Here is a 14,306-nt window from a genome sequence, read left to right on the forward strand (position 1 = left end):
GGGGGAGGCGGCTCAGCGACCCGGCGGCGTGAGCGCTGCGACCGCGGCGGCGTCCAGGGCGACCGCGGGCGCCTGCCTCAGCAGGAACGTGAGCTGCGCGGCCGTCTCCAGCTCCTCCGCCAGGTCGATCGCCGCGTCGAGCGTGGCCGCGGCGACGACGGGTCCGTGGTTCGCGAGCAGCAGCACCGGATGTCCGGGTGCGGCGGCCGTGACGCCCGCGGCCAGTTCGGCGCTGCCCGGTGACGCGTAGGGCACCAGCGGCACGTCGCCCAGCCGCATCACACGGTAGGGAGTGAGCGGGGAAGCGGCGCATACCCGCTGTCCGCCGGGGGCAGGCACGCGATCGCGGTGGCGTACGGCGAATGGAGGTGGACGACCGCGGTCGCGTCCGGATGCGCGGCGTACATCGCGGCGTGCAGCGGAAGCTCCTTGGTGGGACGCGGGGCGCCCTCCTGGTCGGCCGGCGTCGCGGCCACCTCGTCCTCGGTCACCGCGCGCAGCGACGAGCCGGTGGGTGTCGCGATGATGCGCGAGCCGACGCGGACGCTGACGTTGCCGGAGCTGCCCGGCGAGAGCCCCGCCGCCGACAGCTGGCGGCAGGCGCGGACGATCGCGGCGCGCGCCTCGGCCTCGGTGCGGATGGTGGTCATGGCGCCACCTCCCAGGCGTCGGTGAACAGGTCGCGGCCGCCGAAGTTGCCCGATTTCAGCAGGACGGCGATGGTGCGCGGTCCGTCACCGGCATCCGACGAGGACACCGCCCACGGGACGCCCGGCGCGGCCTGCGCGCCGATCCGCAGCCGGGACAGCCCGAGCCGGACGGTCACCGCACCAGAGGTCTCGCCGCCGGCGATGACGAGGTGGGTGCGGCCGAGGGCGTGGACGGCGAAAGCGGCCAGCTCGGCGAGGGCGTCCTCGATCAGGGACGCGGCCCGTTCGGCGCCGAGCGCGCTCTGCGCGGCGGCGACATCGCCGGAAGCGTGGATGAGGACCGGCGCGAGCGGGTCGGCGTGCGCGGCCAGCGCATCCCGGATCGGGGCCAGAGCATGCGAGTCGCGTGCGAGCTCGAGCGGGTCGAGGACGTGGCGCTCGCCGCGGAAGGCCGCGATCTGGCCGCGCGTAGCGGCGGATGCACTCCCCGCGAGGATGAGGCGGCCGGTGACCGGGACGGCCGGGAGCTCCGCCGTGGCGGGCGCGTCGCCCGCGCCTGCCGACGCCGCGCGGGCCAGCGCGGTCGCCACGCCGGCGCCGCCACCGGCCACAATGGGCCGATCGGCCGCAACCCGGCCGATCGCCTCGGCGATCACATCGAGGTCGGCCTCGGTCAGTGCGTCCACCAGGACGTGCCCGTCCCCGACCAGCTCCGCCACCGCGTCGGCGCCCCGCTGGACGTCCTGCCAGCGCACGAGCCCGACGGGAGCGGCGGTCTGCGGCGACAGCAGCCGCACGAGGTCGGAGTCGCGCATCGGAGTCAGCGGATGGTCGCGCATCGACGACTCGGCGAGCGGCACGCCGTCGACGAACAGCGTCCCCTGGTACTGGGTGCGTCCGGCGCCGGGCGTGGCCGGTGTGCCGAGGGTCGTGGTCGCTCCTGCCACGGACGCAAGGGCGTCGGCGATCGGGCCGATGTTCCCGGCGGCCGTCGAGTCGAACGTCGAGCAGTACTTCTGATAGAGCTGCGTCGCCCCGGCGGCGAGAAGCACGCGGGCGGCCGCGGCGGAGGCGGACGCGGCCTGAGCAGCCGGCGCAGTGCGCACCTTGAGGGCGATGACCGCGCATCCCGCGCCGCCGTCGAACAGTCCGTCGGGTGCATCGGGCGTCCCGAGCAGGACGGTGGCGGGGAGTCCCGCCTCGACGACGCGGCCCGCGAGGTCGCAGGCGCCGGTGACATCGTCGGCGACGGCGCCGAGCCGCATCACGAGACGCCGACCCCTGGCTCGTCCTGGGCGACGTCGGCCTTCGCGCCGCTGCAGAGCGCGGACGCGTCGAACGGCTCGCCCGCGACGATCACGGTCGCACCGGCCGCGCGCAGAGCGCGGACGTCGTCGGGATCGGCGCCCGCATCGGTGAGGATCGCATCCACCAGATCCAGCCCGCCCACGCGGATCGGGGCCCGGGCGCCGAGCTTGGAGTGGTCGACCAGCAGCACGGTCATGCGGGCGGCGCCCGCCAGCTCCTGCTTGAGTTCCGCGTCGAGGGCGTTGGCGCAGAGGATGCCGCGCGTGTCGACCGCCGTGGCAGACAGGACCGCGACGTCGACCGAGTAGTCGGCGATGGTGCGCCGGGCGGTGGCGCCGGCGAAACTCCGGGTCTCGGCCTGGTAGACGCCGCCGACGGCGACCAGCTCCACGTCGTCGCGCGCGATCGCCGCCTGGATCACCGGCACCGAGTGACTGATGATCGTCGAGCCGGAGTGCAGCATTCCGGCGAGGTTCGCGACGGTCGTACCGGCGTCGAGGGCGACCGTGACGGCGCCGTCGAGCAGGTCGAGGCAGGCCTCGGCGATGGAGCGCTTCTCGCCGCTGCCCGTGACCGCGCGCTCGTCGAACGGACGACCGTGGCCGAGGTTCGGCAGGCTGGCGCCGCCGACGACTCGGCGGGCGAGGCCGTCGGCTTCAAGCTGGCGGAGGTCGCGCCGGATGGTCATCTCGGAGACGCCGAACTCCTCCGCGACGCGCGATGACGACACGTAGCCCTCGACGGACAGTCGTCGGATCAGCTCGTCGCGGCGGGCGGGGGCGTCGGTGTAGCGCACGGCGTCCATCCAACCGGCTGCTCGGTGCGCTTGTCAACAAACGGACAAATCTTGACGCGAATGTTCAAAAGTGAACAGAATGGAGTCCGTGACCTCCGCTCCTCTCGCCGCTCTCGGCGTGGACGTCGGCACCACCAACACGAAGGTGGCGCTGGCCGTGCTCGGCGACGACGCCGTGCGGGTGGAGCGGACGCTGTCGGTCCCGACGCCCTCGTCGGGCGCCGCGCTGCAGACCGTGGTGCTGGGCGCCGTACGCGACGTGGTTATCGACAGCCCGCATCCCATCGTCGCCATCGGAGTCGGCTCGATGGGCGAGACCGGGTCGCTCGCCGGTCCCGACGACCAACCGCGTGGCGAGCTGCTGCGCTGGGCGGACGGGGACGCCGCCACCGCCGATCGGTTCGTGGCTGCCGCGGGGGCCGAACCCCTCTACGCGGCGACCGGAGTGCCGACGCCGCACAAGTCGCCGCTGGTGCACTGGCAGCGCCTGGCCGACCAGCAGGATGCGCGGCTCGTCGACGCCCGCTGGCTCGGCGCCGATGCGCTGGTGATGGCGGCGTTGACCGGTGAAGCCGTGACCGATCACACGCTGGCGGCGCGCACGATGGCCTACCGGCTGCCCGCCCCCGGCGAATCCCTCGCGCGTGAGTTCGACCGCGACCTCGTCGGCCTGGTGGGGCTGACGCCTGACCGCTTCCCGCGGGTGGCGCTCCCCGGCGAGACCGCCGGTCTGCTCGGTGCGGATGCCGCAGCCGCGCTCGGCCTGCCCGCCGGCGTCCCCGTCGTCGCAGCGGGCCACGACCACGCCGTCGGCGCCTGGGCCGCGGGTGCGCGTGAGCCCGGCCAGGCGGCCGACTCGATCGGCACCGCGGAAGCACTGCTTCGGATCGCCGAGAGCGTGCCGCGCGACGCCGCTCGGCGGCAGGGGATGAGCCTCGCCCGGAGCATCGACGGACGCTACGAAACGCTCCTGGCCGGCAATCCCACGGCCGGGGCCCTGGTCGAGTGGGCGTTCGCCGAGCTCCTTCCCGGTGCCGACCGGGACGCGGCCCTCGAGGGCGCCCGCGTGCGGGCGGACGGTCCGCTGGATGCGTTCCTCCTGCCCTTCCTGCGCGGCAGACAGTCGCCGGCGCCCGACGCCGCCGCGTCCGTGCGCCTGGTCCAGCTGGCGGACGACGACACCTCCGGCCGTCTCGCAGACCCCGCCGCGACGCTCACCGCCGTCCTGACCGGCCTCGCCCTCCAACTCGCCTGGATGGACGCCGCCCAGACCGGGCTCGCCGGTCCGCGCCGCCCGGAGCTGACCGTGCTCGGCGGCCCGGGTGCCGCGAACGCCGCCTGGTGGCGACTCAAACAGCGCCTCCTTCCCGGCCGACTCCGCCGCGTGGACGCCGCCGAACCGGTGGCCACCGGTGCCGCCCTGCTCGCCGCGCACCGCGTGGCCGGCATCACGACCTCGCTGCCCGTGCACCCGCACGACCCGGGCAGCGCTCCCAACGTCGCCTCCGCGGGCGATCCGGCTCTGCTGGACGCCTTCGTGGAGGCGGCGACGCTCCCAAGCAAGGAACCCGCATGACCGACACCGCCTCCCGTCCCGCCCTCGACCTCGACGCCATCGCCCGCCCGAGCGGATCCCTCGCGATGGTCGCGATGGACCAGCGCGAGAGCCTTCGCCACATGTTCGACCTCGCCGGCGCCGGCCGGCCGGCGGACGACGTCCTCATCCGGTTCAAGCTGGACGTCGCCGCGGCGCTCGGCCCGCTGGCCTCCGGGTTCCTGATCGACCGGCATTTCGGCTGGGAGGCGGTTCGCGACACCCTGCCCTCGGACACGGGCCTCATCCTCGCGGCCGACGACCTCACCCAGGAGGACGGCGGCCCCGTCGAGGAGACCGCGCTCGACGAGGTTGTGCTGACGGAGACGGACCTCGACGGCGTCTCCGCGCTGAAACTGCTCGTGATCTGGCGCCGCGACGCGAAGCGCGAGCAGCGCGTCCAGCTTGTTCACCGGTTCGTTGCCGAGTGCCGCGCCCGCGGCGTCCTGTCGGTGCTGGAGCCCGTCGTACGGGCGACGCCGGAGGAGCTGGACGTAGGCACCTGGGACCTCGATGTCGCCATCCGCGAGGCCGCCGCCGAGCTGTCGCCGTCGGGCCAGAGCCTGTACAAGGTGCAGGTGCCGCTGTCGGGCACCGGCGATGCCGCTGCGCAGCGGAAGGCGAGCGAGCGGCTGAACGCCGCCATCACCGGACCGTGGGTGGTGCTGTCGCAGGGCGTCGAGCGTCCTGCGTTCCTGCCGGCCGTCGAGGCGGCGTGCCGCGCAGGCGCGAGCGGTTTCCTCGCGGGTCGCGCGCTCTGGAGCGACGTGGTCGGCCGCGACGACGTCCCCGCTGCCCTGCGCGAGCTGTCGGTGCCGCGGCTCGAGGCTCTGATCGAGGTCGTCGACCGCGAGGCGCGTCCGTGGCGGGAGACTCGATGATCGCCGGACTGCTGCACACCGTCCCCGCGCTCGCGCCGACCTTCGACGCCCTCGTCGCCGCCGCGGTCGCCGGCACGAGCCGTGAGCACGTCGTCGACGCGTGGATGCTCGAGACCGCCATCGCGGAGGGCGTCACCCCGGCGGTGCGCGAGCGCGTCGCGTCCCACCTGCGGCACCTCGCGGAGTCGGGCGCCGACGCCATCCTGGTCACCTGCTCCTCGATCGGCGAGGCGGCTGAGGAGGCCGCCGCCGACCTCGCGGTGCCGGTCATCCGCGTGGACGCGGCCATGGCCGCAGAGGCCGCGCGGCTCGCCGCCGACAGCACCGGCGCCCCCGCGCGCATTGCGGTTCTGGCGACGAACACCGCGACGCTCGGACCGACCACGCGGTTGATCGAGCGGGAGGCGGCCGCGCAGGGCGTCCGTGCCACGGTCACCGCGACGGTGGTCGAGGGCGCGGCGGCGGCCCGCGCCGAGGGCGATCAGGCCACCCACGACCGCCTCATCGCGGACGCCGTGCGTGCCGCGGCGACCCCCGCCGACGGCGACGCGGCCGCTGCGCTCGTGCTCGCCCAGGCCTCGATGGCGCCCGCCGCCGAGTCGGCCGGCGTCGACATCCCCGTGCTCACCTCCCCGGCGGGCGGCGTCGCCCGGCTCGCGGAGGCCCTGACCCCGTCGGATCCGGGGACACCGGACGCCAGCGCGAACCGTGCGGCTGCCCCCGGATCCGGCGGAACCCTCGCCGCAACGGAAGCGACCTCATGACCGGCGTCGACCTGCTCGCCTACGCCGACCGCCTCGGCGGCGACCTCCCGCGCCTGCGCGCCCTCCTCGACAGCCCGCTCCGCGACTTCGCCGGCGTGCACCTCCTGCCGTTCTTCGTGCCGTTCGACGGCGCCGACGCGGGCTTCGACCCCATCGACCACGGGTCGGTCGACCCGCGCCTCGGAACCTGGGACGACGTCCGCGCCATCGCGGCGAACCGCGAGGTGACCGCCGACCTCATCGTGAACCACGTCTCGAGCGAGTCGGCCGAGTTCGTGGACTGGCTGGCGCTCGGCGAGGAGTCCGCGCACGACGGCATGTTCCTCACCTTCGACACGGTCTTCCCCGACCGGGCCTCGGAGGACGACATCACCGCCTTCTACCGCCCCCGCCCCGGTCTGCCCTTCACCGCGTACCGGATGTCGGACGGCCGTCGCCGCCTGGTCTGGACCACCTTCATGCCCAGCCAGGTCGACCTCGACGTCGCGAACGACCGCGCCCGGGCGTACCTCCGCCGCATCCTCGCCACGCTCCGCGACGGCGGTGTGACGACCGTCCGGCTGGATGCCGTGGGCTACGCGGTCAAGACCCCCGGGTCCGACAGCTTCATGACGCCGGAGACGCTGGAGTTCGTGCGCGAGATCGTCGCGCTCGCTCGCGAGGAGGACCTTCGGGTGCTCGTCGAGGTCCACGCGCACTACAGCCAGCAGCTCGCCATCGCGCCGCTCGTCGATCTGGTCTACGACTTCGCGCTGGCCCCGCTCCTGCTGCACAGCCTCGGCACCGGCACCTCCGACCGCCTGCAGGAGTGGCTGCGCATCCGCCCGCAGAACGCGATCACCGTGCTCGACACGCACGACGGCATCGGCATCATCGACGCGGGTCCGTCCGGCGACCGCCCGGGCCTCATCAGCCAGGACGAGATGGCCGCGATCTTCGCACGCGCCGCGGAGGCCACCCACGGCCACTCGACCATCGCCTCCGTCATCCCGGCGTGGATGAGTCTGCCGCACCAGATCAACGCGACGTTCTTCTCGGCCCTGGGCGCGGATGCGAACGCCTACCTGCTCGCCCGCGCCGTCCAGCTCTGGCTGCCCGGGCGCCCGCAGCTGTACTACGTCGGCCTGCTCGGCGGTCTGGACGACGTCGCCCTGTTCGAGCGCACGGGCCAGGGCCGCGACGTCAACCGGCACGTGTACACACCGGAGGAGTTCGACGCGGCGATGGAGAGCGACGTCACCCGCGCGCAGCTCGCGCTCGTCCGGATGCGGTCAGCACACGCCGCCTTCACCGGCGAGTTCGGCTACCGTGTGGAGGCGGACGCGCTCGTGCTCGAGTGGACGCTCGGCGACGAGCGCGCGACGCTCGAGGTCGCGTTCGCCCCCGAACCGCGCTTCCGCATCCACCTCCAGGGAGCCGACGGCACGCTCACCGCCGACTCCGTCGCCGCGCTCGCCGCCCTCTGAACCCACCCCGCGACCTCACCTTCCCCCCACCCCGAGGACCATGCAGACCACCCAGGACATCACCGTCACCCGCAGCGCGACCGAGGTCGTGCTCGTCGCCCCCGCCTACACTCTCGGCGTCGCGCTCGCCCGGCCGCGCGCGACCATCGCCGGCCCCGACGGCGAGCTGTGGAGCGATCTCTCCCTGCTCGCGAGCGTCGACCGCCTCGGCGTGCCCGACGAGTCGTCCGGCCCGACGGCGGTGACGGTCGAGGAGGAGGACGACGGCTCGGTGCGCGTCACCGTGCTCACCGACTCCAGCGCGTGGGCGACGAAGGCGATCGTCCTGCACTGCACGCCGACCGAGGTGCGCGCGCGCGTCGAGGTGACCACCGAGGAGGACGACGCGCGGATCACCGACCTGACGATGTTCGGCGGCCAGGCGGCGCTCCCGACCGGCGCGGCGGGCACGTTCCGCTCGGGCATCCGCTTCCCCTCGCTGTTCGTGCCGACGCCGACCGAGCCCATCCAGGTCGTCCGGCCGTCCAACACGCAGGCGCAGCTCGGCGTCGTGGGCGATGCGGAGCCCGGACGCCTCCACGGCATCTTCTCGCCGCCGCCGCTCGTGTTCGGGCTGGGGCGTCCGTCCATCGCCGCCGATGCGCCGCACGGCCCGACCGACATGCCGGTCGGCGACTGGCTCGGCGTCTCGGTAGTCGCGCCGATCGCGCAGCTCGGCTTCACGACCTTCCGCTACGACGTGCTCGACGGCGGCTTCCTGTTCCGGCTCACCTACGAGGGCCACACCCGCGTCCGCGCCGGCGGCTGGGTCTCGCCCGAATTCGTGCTGCGACCGGGCGGCGCCCCGCTGACCCTCATCCGCGACTACCGCGACGACCTCGCGGCGCGTGGATGGGCGGCGCCCGCCCCCGAGCCCGTCGCCTGGTGGCACGAGCCGATCTTCTGCGGCTGGGGCGCGCAGTGCGCGCTCGCCGTCCGGATGAGCCACGAGGGCGAGGCGCTGGCGACCGACAACGCCGACGGCTTCGTCCTGCCGTCGGGCGCGGCCTTCGCGCCCGACCTCGCCCGCCAGTACCTGTACGACCGGTGGCTGCGCCGCCTCGCCGAGCGCGACCTGCGCCCGGGGACCGTCGTCATCGACGACCGCTGGCAGGCCGACTACGGCACCAACACGGTCGACACTGAGAAGTGGCCCGACCTGCGCGGCTGGATCGACGAGCGGCACGCCGCCGGGCAGCGCGTCCTGCTGTGGTTCAAGGCCTGGGACCCGAGCGGCCTGCCGCCGGAGCTGACCGTCCGCGACGCCTTCGGACGCCCGGTCGCGGTCGACCCGTCGAACCCCGCCTACCTCGATGCGCTCGCCGAGCAGGTGACGCGGATGCTCTCGCCCGACGGCCTCGACGCCGACGGGTTCAAGGTCGACTTCACGCAGCGCGCGCCTTCCGGCGTCACCCTCCGCACGCACGCGGACGGCGTCTGGGGCATCAGCGCCCTCCACGCGATCATCCGCACGATCCACGAGGCCGCCAAGGCCGCGAAGCCCGACGCGCTCGTGGTGACGCACACCGTGCATCCCTCGTTCTCGGACGTCACCGACATGGTGCGGCTCAACGACGTGCTCGAGGACTCGGTGCACGGCGAGCCGGTCCCCGTCGGCGACCAGCTGCGCTTCCGCCACGACATCGCCGCGGCGTCGCTCCCCGGCCACCCGATCGACACCGACCAGTGGCCGATGCCGAGCCGGGAGGAGTGGCTGGCCTACTCGCGCATCCAGCCCGAGCTCGGCGTGCCGGCGCTCTACTACGTGGAATCGATCGACAACAGCCGCGAAGATGTCACCGACGGCGATCTCGACGAGATCGCCGCCCTGTGGCGCGCATACCGCGCGGCCCGCGACGACGAGCACCAGAAGGAGCCGAGCACGGTATGAGCGCGTTCACCGAGGTCGCCCCCGGCGTCCACCGGTTCGCGGACACGTGCAACGTCTACGTCGTCACCCCGCCGCCCGGGGCCGCCGGCGGCGCCATCGCGATCGACTTCGGGTCGGGCGACGTGCTCGACCACCTCGCCGAGCTCGGCCTCGACACGCTCGACGCGGTGCTGATGACGCATCACCACCGCGACCAGGGCCAGGGCCTGCCGCGCGCGGTGGCCGCGGGCATCCCGATCTTCGTGCCGCCGGTGGAGCAGGACCTCTTCACCCGCGTGGATGAGATGTGGTCGTCCCGGGCGCTCTACAACGACTACAACCTGCGGCAGGACCGTTTCTCGCTGCTCGACCCCGTGCCGGTCGCCGGGACCGTGCCCGAGTACCGCACCGCGACCTTCGGCGGCGTGGCCGTGAAGACCCTCCCGACCCCCGGACACACCATGGGCTCGGTCACCTACCTGGTCGAGCGCGACGGCGAGCGGATCGCGTTCACCGGCGACCTCATCTACGCGCCGGGGAAGGTCTGGTCGCTCGCGGCCACCCAGTGGTCGTACACGGAGAACGAGGGTCCGGCGATGAACGTGCTCTCCTGCCTGATCCTCCAGGAGGAGCAGCCCGGCATCCTGCTGCCGTCGCACGGCGAGCCGATGCCCGACGCGAGGGATGCGCTGGAGCAGCTGGCCGACCGGATGGCCGGCTACGTCGACTCCCGCCGCACCCACCCGTGGGACCTGCGGGACTGGCTGGAGCGTCCCTTCGTCCGCCTGACCGACCACCTGCTGCTCAACCGCACCGCGAACTCCTGCGTGTACGTGCTGCTCAGCGACTCCGGCGCCGCGCTGTTCATCGACTACGGCTACGACATGTCCACGGGATGGCCGGCCGGCACCGACCGCGCGGCCCGGCGGCCGTGGCTCGCGAGCCTTCCGGCGCTGAAGCGCGACTTCGGCGTGACCTCGGTCGAGGTCGTGCTCGGCACGCACTACCACGACGATCACATCGCGGGACTCAACCTGTTGCGCGACGTCGAGGGCACCCAGGTGTGGCTGCCGGAGAACGTCGCCCCGATCATGGCCGACCCCATGCGCACCGACCTGCCCTGCCAATGGTTCGAGCCCATCCCGGCCGATCGCGTGCTGCCGCTCGGGGAGACGGTGCGCTGGCGCGAGTACGAGTTCGTCACGCACGAGCTGCCCGGGCACACGCTCTATGCCGCCGCCTTCGAGTTCGAGGTGGACGGCGTCCGGGTGCTCGCCACCGGCGACCAGCAGACCGCCGAGGGGCGCCTGGGGGTGCAGCGCGAGATCCTGAACTACCAGTACCGCAACCGGTTCCGGCGCGACGACTTCATCCAGAGTGCAGCGCTCTACCGTCGGGTGGCTCCCGGTCTGATGATCACCGGCCACTGGCAGGGCCGCGAGGTCGACGAGGACTACCTCCAGCTGCTCACCGAGCAGGGCGACGAGCTCGCCGCCATCCACAACGGCCTGCTGCCGGACGACGGGATGCTGCCGCCGGCCGACGGGAACCTCGTGCTGGTGGAGCCGTTCTACCAGCGCGTGAAGCCGGGCGCGGCGCTGGAGTACGAGGTCGTCGTCGTGAACCCGTACGACGAGCCGCGGGAGGTGGTCGCGCGACTCGTGACGCCCGAGGGGTGGAGCGATCCGTCGTCCGCGTCGACGGTCGCCGCGGCCGGGGAGACGGTCCGCCTGCGCTTCGACGTGCGGGCCGGCGACGCGCCCCGCAAACGCCAGCGGCTCGCGGCCGACGTCACGGTCGGCGCGGTCCGTCTCGGCCAGGCCGGGGACGCGGTGGCCGACACGGTCTCCTCGACAGCGCTCCCGCCCTCGGCTAGCCTGCGGGCGTGGACCGCATTCCGCTCTACCGTCGCTGGCACGGCGACCCGGACTCGCCGCACCCGCCGCTGCTGCTCATCCACGGCGGCGGCTCGACCATCGAGACCAACTGGGGGCTGCTGCTTCCGCTCGTCGAGCAGACGCGGTCGGTGCTCTGCGTGGAGCTGCAAGGGCACGGGCGCACGGCGTCGGGCGATCGCCCCGCGTCCTTCGAGGGCTCGGCGGACGACGTCGCCGCCGTCCTCGACGAGCTACGGCTCGGGCCGGTGGATGTGCTGGGCTTCAGCAACGGCGGGCAGGTCGCGCTGCAGCTCGCCGCGCGCCATCCCTCCCTTGTGCGACGGGTCATCGCCGCGTCCGCGCCCGTGCGACGGGAGGCGATGGTCGACGGATTCTGGGACGGCCTCGCCGCCGGCACCTTCGACGACCTGCCCGCGCCGTACCGCGACGCGGACCGTGCGGTCAGCCGGGACCCCGAGCACGCCCGGCGGATGTTCGAGCTCGACCGGGAGCTGATGCTCGGGTTCGAGGACTTCCCGGACGAACTGCTCGCGTCCATCCACGCGCCCGTGCTCGTGGTCGGCGCCGACCACGACGTGGTGCGCGCCGACCACTTCGTGGAGCTGGCCTCACTGCTGCCGGACGGGCGGCTCCTGATCGTGCCCGGCATCCACGGCGACTACCTGGGCGAACGGCTGGCGGCGGGCGGCGACCCCGCCGCCCTACGCCGCACGCTCCCCCACCTGCTGGCCTTCCTCGACGCCCCCTAGCGCGTGAAGGTGCCGGCCAGGATTCCGTCGATCTGGTCGAGGGCCATCGTCATGCCCTGCTCTTGACCCATCGCCAGCAGCTCCTCCATCTGCGCGGTGCTCGCGAACTGGTTGAGGATCGTCATCCGGGTGCGGCCGTCGCGCTCCTCCAGCGTCGTGACCATCCGACCGGGCTCGCCGGGCGCGGGTGCGCCGCCCTCCTCGGCGAAGCCGTCGTCGATCGCCAGGCTCCCGGTCGGCTCGATCTCGACGAACCGCCACCAACCCCACGCCTTCCCGCCTTCGGGCAGGCTCATGTAGTAGGTCGCGCGTCCGCCCGGCTCGAACTCGAACACCTCGAAGGTGGCCGGATACCCGGGAGGGCCCCACCAGAGCTCCAGCTGGCGCGGGTCGGACCACAGCTGCCAGACCCGCTTCTGCGGTGCGTCGTACTCGCTGACGATGGTGAGCGTCAGCGCTTCCGGATCCTTGGTCGATTCGATGACCGTCATCGGTCGCTCCTCTCTCGTTCGGTGGTGCGGGTGGTGCGTCTCTGCCCGGCCTCCTCGGCGAGGATGCCGTCGATGGCTGCATCGCGGTGACGCCACAGCTGCTCGAACGCTTCGAGGAGTTCGGTCGCCCGACGGATGGTCTCGGGGTCGCCGGTCACGACTCGCTCGCGTCCGCGCGCCCGCTTGTGGACGAGCCTCGCGCGTTCGAGCACGGCGACGTGCTTCTGCACGGCAGCGAAGCTCATGTCGTACTGCCCGGCGAGCTCGCTCACCGAGTAGTCGCCGCGCAGTGACCGCGCGACGATGTCCCGCCGGGTCGCATCCGCCAGCGCGTGGAAGATGCGATCGACCTCTGCGTCCGTCAGCTCATCTACAACCATTTGGTTGTACGTTAGCGGTCGACCGCAGAGTCCCGCAAGCCCCCTGTCGCGAGGTCGGGCGCGGGGCGCGGGATGAACGAGTACCAGCGCAGCTTCATCGCGTTCACGAAGCGGTTCTCTTCCTGGCGCACGAGCTCCTGCGGCACCAGCAGGGCGGCCATTCCCGTCGTCACCGGCACGGCGAGCACCAGCCCGATACCGCTGCACAGGGTCCGGACGACCTCCGAAGCCAGGTCCTCCTGGGACAGCAGGCTCACCGCGGGCCGGTTGTACAGGTAGATCACGATGAGCGTGACCATCGCGGCGCCGGCGTACGCGAAGGCGATGGTGTAGATCGTCGACGCGATGTGGTCGCGGCCAATCCGCATCGCGCGGGCGAACAGCTGCCTGCGCGTCAGCGTCGGCGACGCGGCGCGCAGTTCCCAGACCGCCGACGCCTGGGTCACGGTCACGTCGTTGAGGACGCCCAGTCCCGCGATGACGATGGCGCAGCTCAGGACGCCGCGGAAGTCGAGCTGTGTGACATTGGCGAGCATCCCTCCGACGTCACCGGTCACGCCCGTGAGATGCGTCGTGCCGACCGCGAGCTGCGCGATCCCCGCCGTGAGGCCGATCCCGAGCAGCGTGCCGAGGAGGGCGACGCTCGTGCGCATCGAGGGGCCGTGCGCGAGGTACAGGACGACGAACATGATCGCCGAGCCGCCGACCACCGCCACGGCGAGTCCCGGTCGGCCGGACACGAGGGCCGGGAGGATGAACTCCACCAGCATGAAGCCGCTGAAGCCCAGCGCGACGAGCGCCATCAGGCCGCGGAGCAGTCCGACGGCGATGACGATGACGGCGAAGACGATGACCCACGCCGTCAGCGACTGGTCCCTCACCACGCCGTTGACCGTGATGCCCTGCGCTTCGGTCGCCAGGGTCTGGGCGTCCAGTCCGGACGTCTTGGCCGGGGTCGCGTGCGGGGGGACGACGAGCTCCAGCGTGTCGCCCGGCTTGAGGCCGGCGCTCGAGAACGGCCAGAGCAGCGGGAGCGTGACCGTCTTCCCCGCGGAGGAGCCGTCGAGCAGACGGACCTGGGCCAACTGGCACGCACGCGTGTCGCCCGGGGCGGACGACGGGGCCTTGTCCGAGGAGATGTACCCGGGGCACGAGGCGGACATCGCGACGATCCGGCCCGTCGGGAAGGTCGTCCCCTTTCCGGCGAACTCGACACCGCCGGCGGCCGCGACGACCTTGCCATGGTCGGGCCAGAGCAGCGCCAAGCCGGCGAGCGTCGCGGCGGCCGCGGTCGCCAGGATGACGACGACGACCGTGCGGAGCACTCGTCCGCGCGGGCCGGTGCGGAGGGGGCCGCCGTGGGAATGCGCGTGGGCGTGCGCCATCGGGTCTCCGTTCGAGGTGGGTGGGCGGCCTCACT

13 protein-coding genes and 1 pseudogene are annotated in these 14,306 nt (G+C 73.2%); 7 read left to right on the forward strand and 7 right to left on the reverse strand.

Annotated features, from left to right (window positions below):
• Positions 1 to 12 precede the first annotated feature (12 nt).
• Genes ACRAWB_RS13930 through ACRAWB_RS13945 form a run of 4 tightly spaced genes read right to left on the reverse strand, consistent with a single transcriptional unit; the run spans position 13 to position 2,763 of the window.
• The gene (locus ACRAWB_RS13930) at positions 13 to 279 is read right to left on the reverse strand and encodes a class II aldolase/adducin family protein (protein WP_431353852.1); all 267 of its coding nucleotides are present in this window, start codon (positions 277 to 279) and stop codon (positions 13 to 15) included.
• Complete coding sequence (locus tag ACRAWB_RS13935) at positions 279 to 650, reverse strand: class II aldolase/adducin family protein (protein WP_431353853.1); 372 nt, start codon at positions 648 to 650, stop codon at positions 279 to 281. The genes ACRAWB_RS13930 and ACRAWB_RS13935 overlap by 1 nt, the downstream gene beginning before the upstream one ends.
• Positions 647 to 1,915 carry a 3-oxo-tetronate kinase gene (gene otnK / locus ACRAWB_RS13940; RefSeq protein WP_431354521.1) on the reverse strand — a complete coding sequence of 423 codons (1,269 nt, stop codon included), beginning with the start codon at positions 1,913 to 1,915 and terminating at the stop codon, positions 647 to 649. The genes ACRAWB_RS13935 and otnK overlap by 4 nt, the downstream gene beginning before the upstream one ends.
• Positions 1,915 to 2,763, reverse strand: coding sequence for a DeoR/GlpR family DNA-binding transcription regulator (locus tag ACRAWB_RS13945; RefSeq protein WP_431353854.1), 849 nt, complete (start codon positions 2,761 to 2,763; stop codon positions 1,915 to 1,917). The genes otnK and ACRAWB_RS13945 overlap by 1 nt, the downstream gene beginning before the upstream one ends.
• 70 nt (positions 2,764 to 2,833) lie before the next feature.
• Between ACRAWB_RS13945 and ACRAWB_RS13950 the strand changes: the two genes are divergently transcribed.
• The 7 genes and pseudogenes from ACRAWB_RS13950 to ACRAWB_RS13980 all read left to right on the forward strand — a co-directional run bounded on the left by ACRAWB_RS13950 (position 2,834) and on the right by ACRAWB_RS13980 (position 12,015).
• Positions 2,834 to 4,330: an FGGY-family carbohydrate kinase gene (locus ACRAWB_RS13950; protein WP_431353855.1), complete on the forward strand. Its 1,497-nt coding sequence runs from the start codon at positions 2,834 to 2,836 to the stop codon at positions 4,328 to 4,330.
• Positions 4,327 to 5,229 carry a hypothetical protein gene (locus tag ACRAWB_RS13955; protein ID WP_431353856.1) on the forward strand — a complete coding sequence of 301 codons (903 nt, stop codon included), beginning with the start codon at positions 4,327 to 4,329 and terminating at the stop codon, positions 5,227 to 5,229. Before ACRAWB_RS13950 ends, ACRAWB_RS13955 begins: the two co-directional genes overlap by 4 nt.
• Positions 5,211 to 5,993 carry an aspartate/glutamate racemase family protein gene (locus tag ACRAWB_RS13960; RefSeq protein WP_431353857.1) on the forward strand — a complete coding sequence of 261 codons (783 nt, stop codon included), beginning with the start codon at positions 5,211 to 5,213 and terminating at the stop codon, positions 5,991 to 5,993. The genes ACRAWB_RS13955 and ACRAWB_RS13960 overlap by 19 nt, the downstream gene beginning before the upstream one ends.
• Positions 5,990 to 7,459 (forward strand): sucrose phosphorylase, encoded by a 1,470-nt coding sequence (gtfA, locus tag ACRAWB_RS13965; protein WP_431353858.1) that lies wholly within the window; start codon positions 5,990 to 5,992, stop codon positions 7,457 to 7,459. The genes ACRAWB_RS13960 and gtfA overlap by 4 nt, the downstream gene beginning before the upstream one ends.
• A gap of 40 nt (positions 7,460 to 7,499) precedes the next feature.
• Positions 7,500 to 9,389, forward strand: a complete 1,890-nt coding sequence (locus tag ACRAWB_RS13970; protein WP_431353859.1) for a hypothetical protein — start codon at positions 7,500 to 7,502, stop codon at positions 9,387 to 9,389.
• Positions 9,386 to 10,783, forward strand: a pseudogene (locus ACRAWB_RS13975) (MBL fold metallo-hydrolase); the annotation flags it as partial. The gene ACRAWB_RS13970 and the pseudogene ACRAWB_RS13975, both read left to right, overlap by 4 nt.
• Positions 10,784 to 11,253: 470 nt before the next feature.
• Positions 11,254 to 12,015 carry an alpha/beta fold hydrolase gene (locus tag ACRAWB_RS13980; protein ID WP_431353860.1) on the forward strand — a complete coding sequence of 254 codons (762 nt, stop codon included), beginning with the start codon at positions 11,254 to 11,256 and terminating at the stop codon, positions 12,013 to 12,015.
• Here ACRAWB_RS13980 and ACRAWB_RS13985 read toward each other — a convergent pair.
• Genes ACRAWB_RS13985 through ACRAWB_RS13995 form a run of 3 tightly spaced genes read right to left on the reverse strand, consistent with a single transcriptional unit; the run spans position 12,012 to position 14,271 of the window.
• Positions 12,012 to 12,506 carry an SRPBCC family protein gene (locus tag ACRAWB_RS13985; RefSeq protein WP_431353861.1) on the reverse strand — a complete coding sequence of 165 codons (495 nt, stop codon included), beginning with the start codon at positions 12,504 to 12,506 and terminating at the stop codon, positions 12,012 to 12,014. The genes ACRAWB_RS13980 and ACRAWB_RS13985 overlap by 4 nt on opposite strands.
• Positions 12,503 to 12,886 carry an ArsR/SmtB family transcription factor gene (locus ACRAWB_RS13990; RefSeq protein WP_431353862.1) on the reverse strand — a complete coding sequence of 128 codons (384 nt, stop codon included), beginning with the start codon at positions 12,884 to 12,886 and terminating at the stop codon, positions 12,503 to 12,505. Before ACRAWB_RS13990 ends, ACRAWB_RS13985 begins: the two co-directional genes overlap by 4 nt.
• Before the next feature lie 11 nt (positions 12,887 to 12,897).
• Positions 12,898 to 14,271, reverse strand: coding sequence for a YibE/F family protein (locus ACRAWB_RS13995; RefSeq protein ID WP_431353863.1), 1,374 nt, complete (start codon positions 14,269 to 14,271; stop codon positions 12,898 to 12,900).
• Positions 14,272 to 14,306 lie beyond the last annotated feature (35 nt).

Source organism: Leifsonia poae (assembly GCF_050632865.1).
GTDB classification, from domain to species: Bacteria; Actinomycetota; Actinomycetes; order Actinomycetales; family Microbacteriaceae; genus Leifsonia; species Leifsonia poae_B.

Bases quoted from the DNA above. Each gene is read 5' to 3' on its own strand.
- ACRAWB_RS13930 (WP_431353852.1), bottom strand. From the start codon at position 279: ATGCGGCTGGGCGACGTGCCGCTGGTGCCCTACGCGTCACCGGGCAGC.
- ACRAWB_RS13935 (WP_431353853.1), bottom strand. From the start codon at position 650: ATGACCACCATCCGCACCGAGGCCGAGGCGCGCGCCGCGATCGTCCGC.
- otnK (WP_431354521.1), bottom strand. From the start codon at position 1,915: ATGCGGCTCGGCGCCGTCGCCGACGATGTCACCGGCGCCTGCGACCTC.
- ACRAWB_RS13945 (WP_431353854.1), bottom strand. From the start codon at position 2,763: ATGGACGCCGTGCGCTACACCGACGCCCCCGCCCGCCGCGACGAGCTG.
- ACRAWB_RS13950 (WP_431353855.1), top strand. From the start codon at position 2,834: ATGGAGTCCGTGACCTCCGCTCCTCTCGCCGCTCTCGGCGTGGACGTC.
- ACRAWB_RS13955 (WP_431353856.1), top strand. From the start codon at position 4,327: ATGACCGACACCGCCTCCCGTCCCGCCCTCGACCTCGACGCCATCGCC.
- gtfA (WP_431353858.1), top strand. From the start codon at position 5,990: ATGACCGGCGTCGACCTGCTCGCCTACGCCGACCGCCTCGGCGGCGAC.
- ACRAWB_RS13970 (WP_431353859.1), top strand. From the start codon at position 7,500: ATGCAGACCACCCAGGACATCACCGTCACCCGCAGCGCGACCGAGGTC.
- ACRAWB_RS13985 (WP_431353861.1), bottom strand. From the start codon at position 12,506: ATGACGGTCATCGAATCGACCAAGGATCCGGAAGCGCTGACGCTCACC.
- ACRAWB_RS13990 (WP_431353862.1), bottom strand. From the start codon at position 12,886: ATGGTTGTAGATGAGCTGACGGACGCAGAGGTCGATCGCATCTTCCAC.
- ACRAWB_RS13995 (WP_431353863.1), bottom strand. From the start codon at position 14,271: ATGGCGCACGCCCACGCGCATTCCCACGGCGGCCCCCTCCGCACCGGC.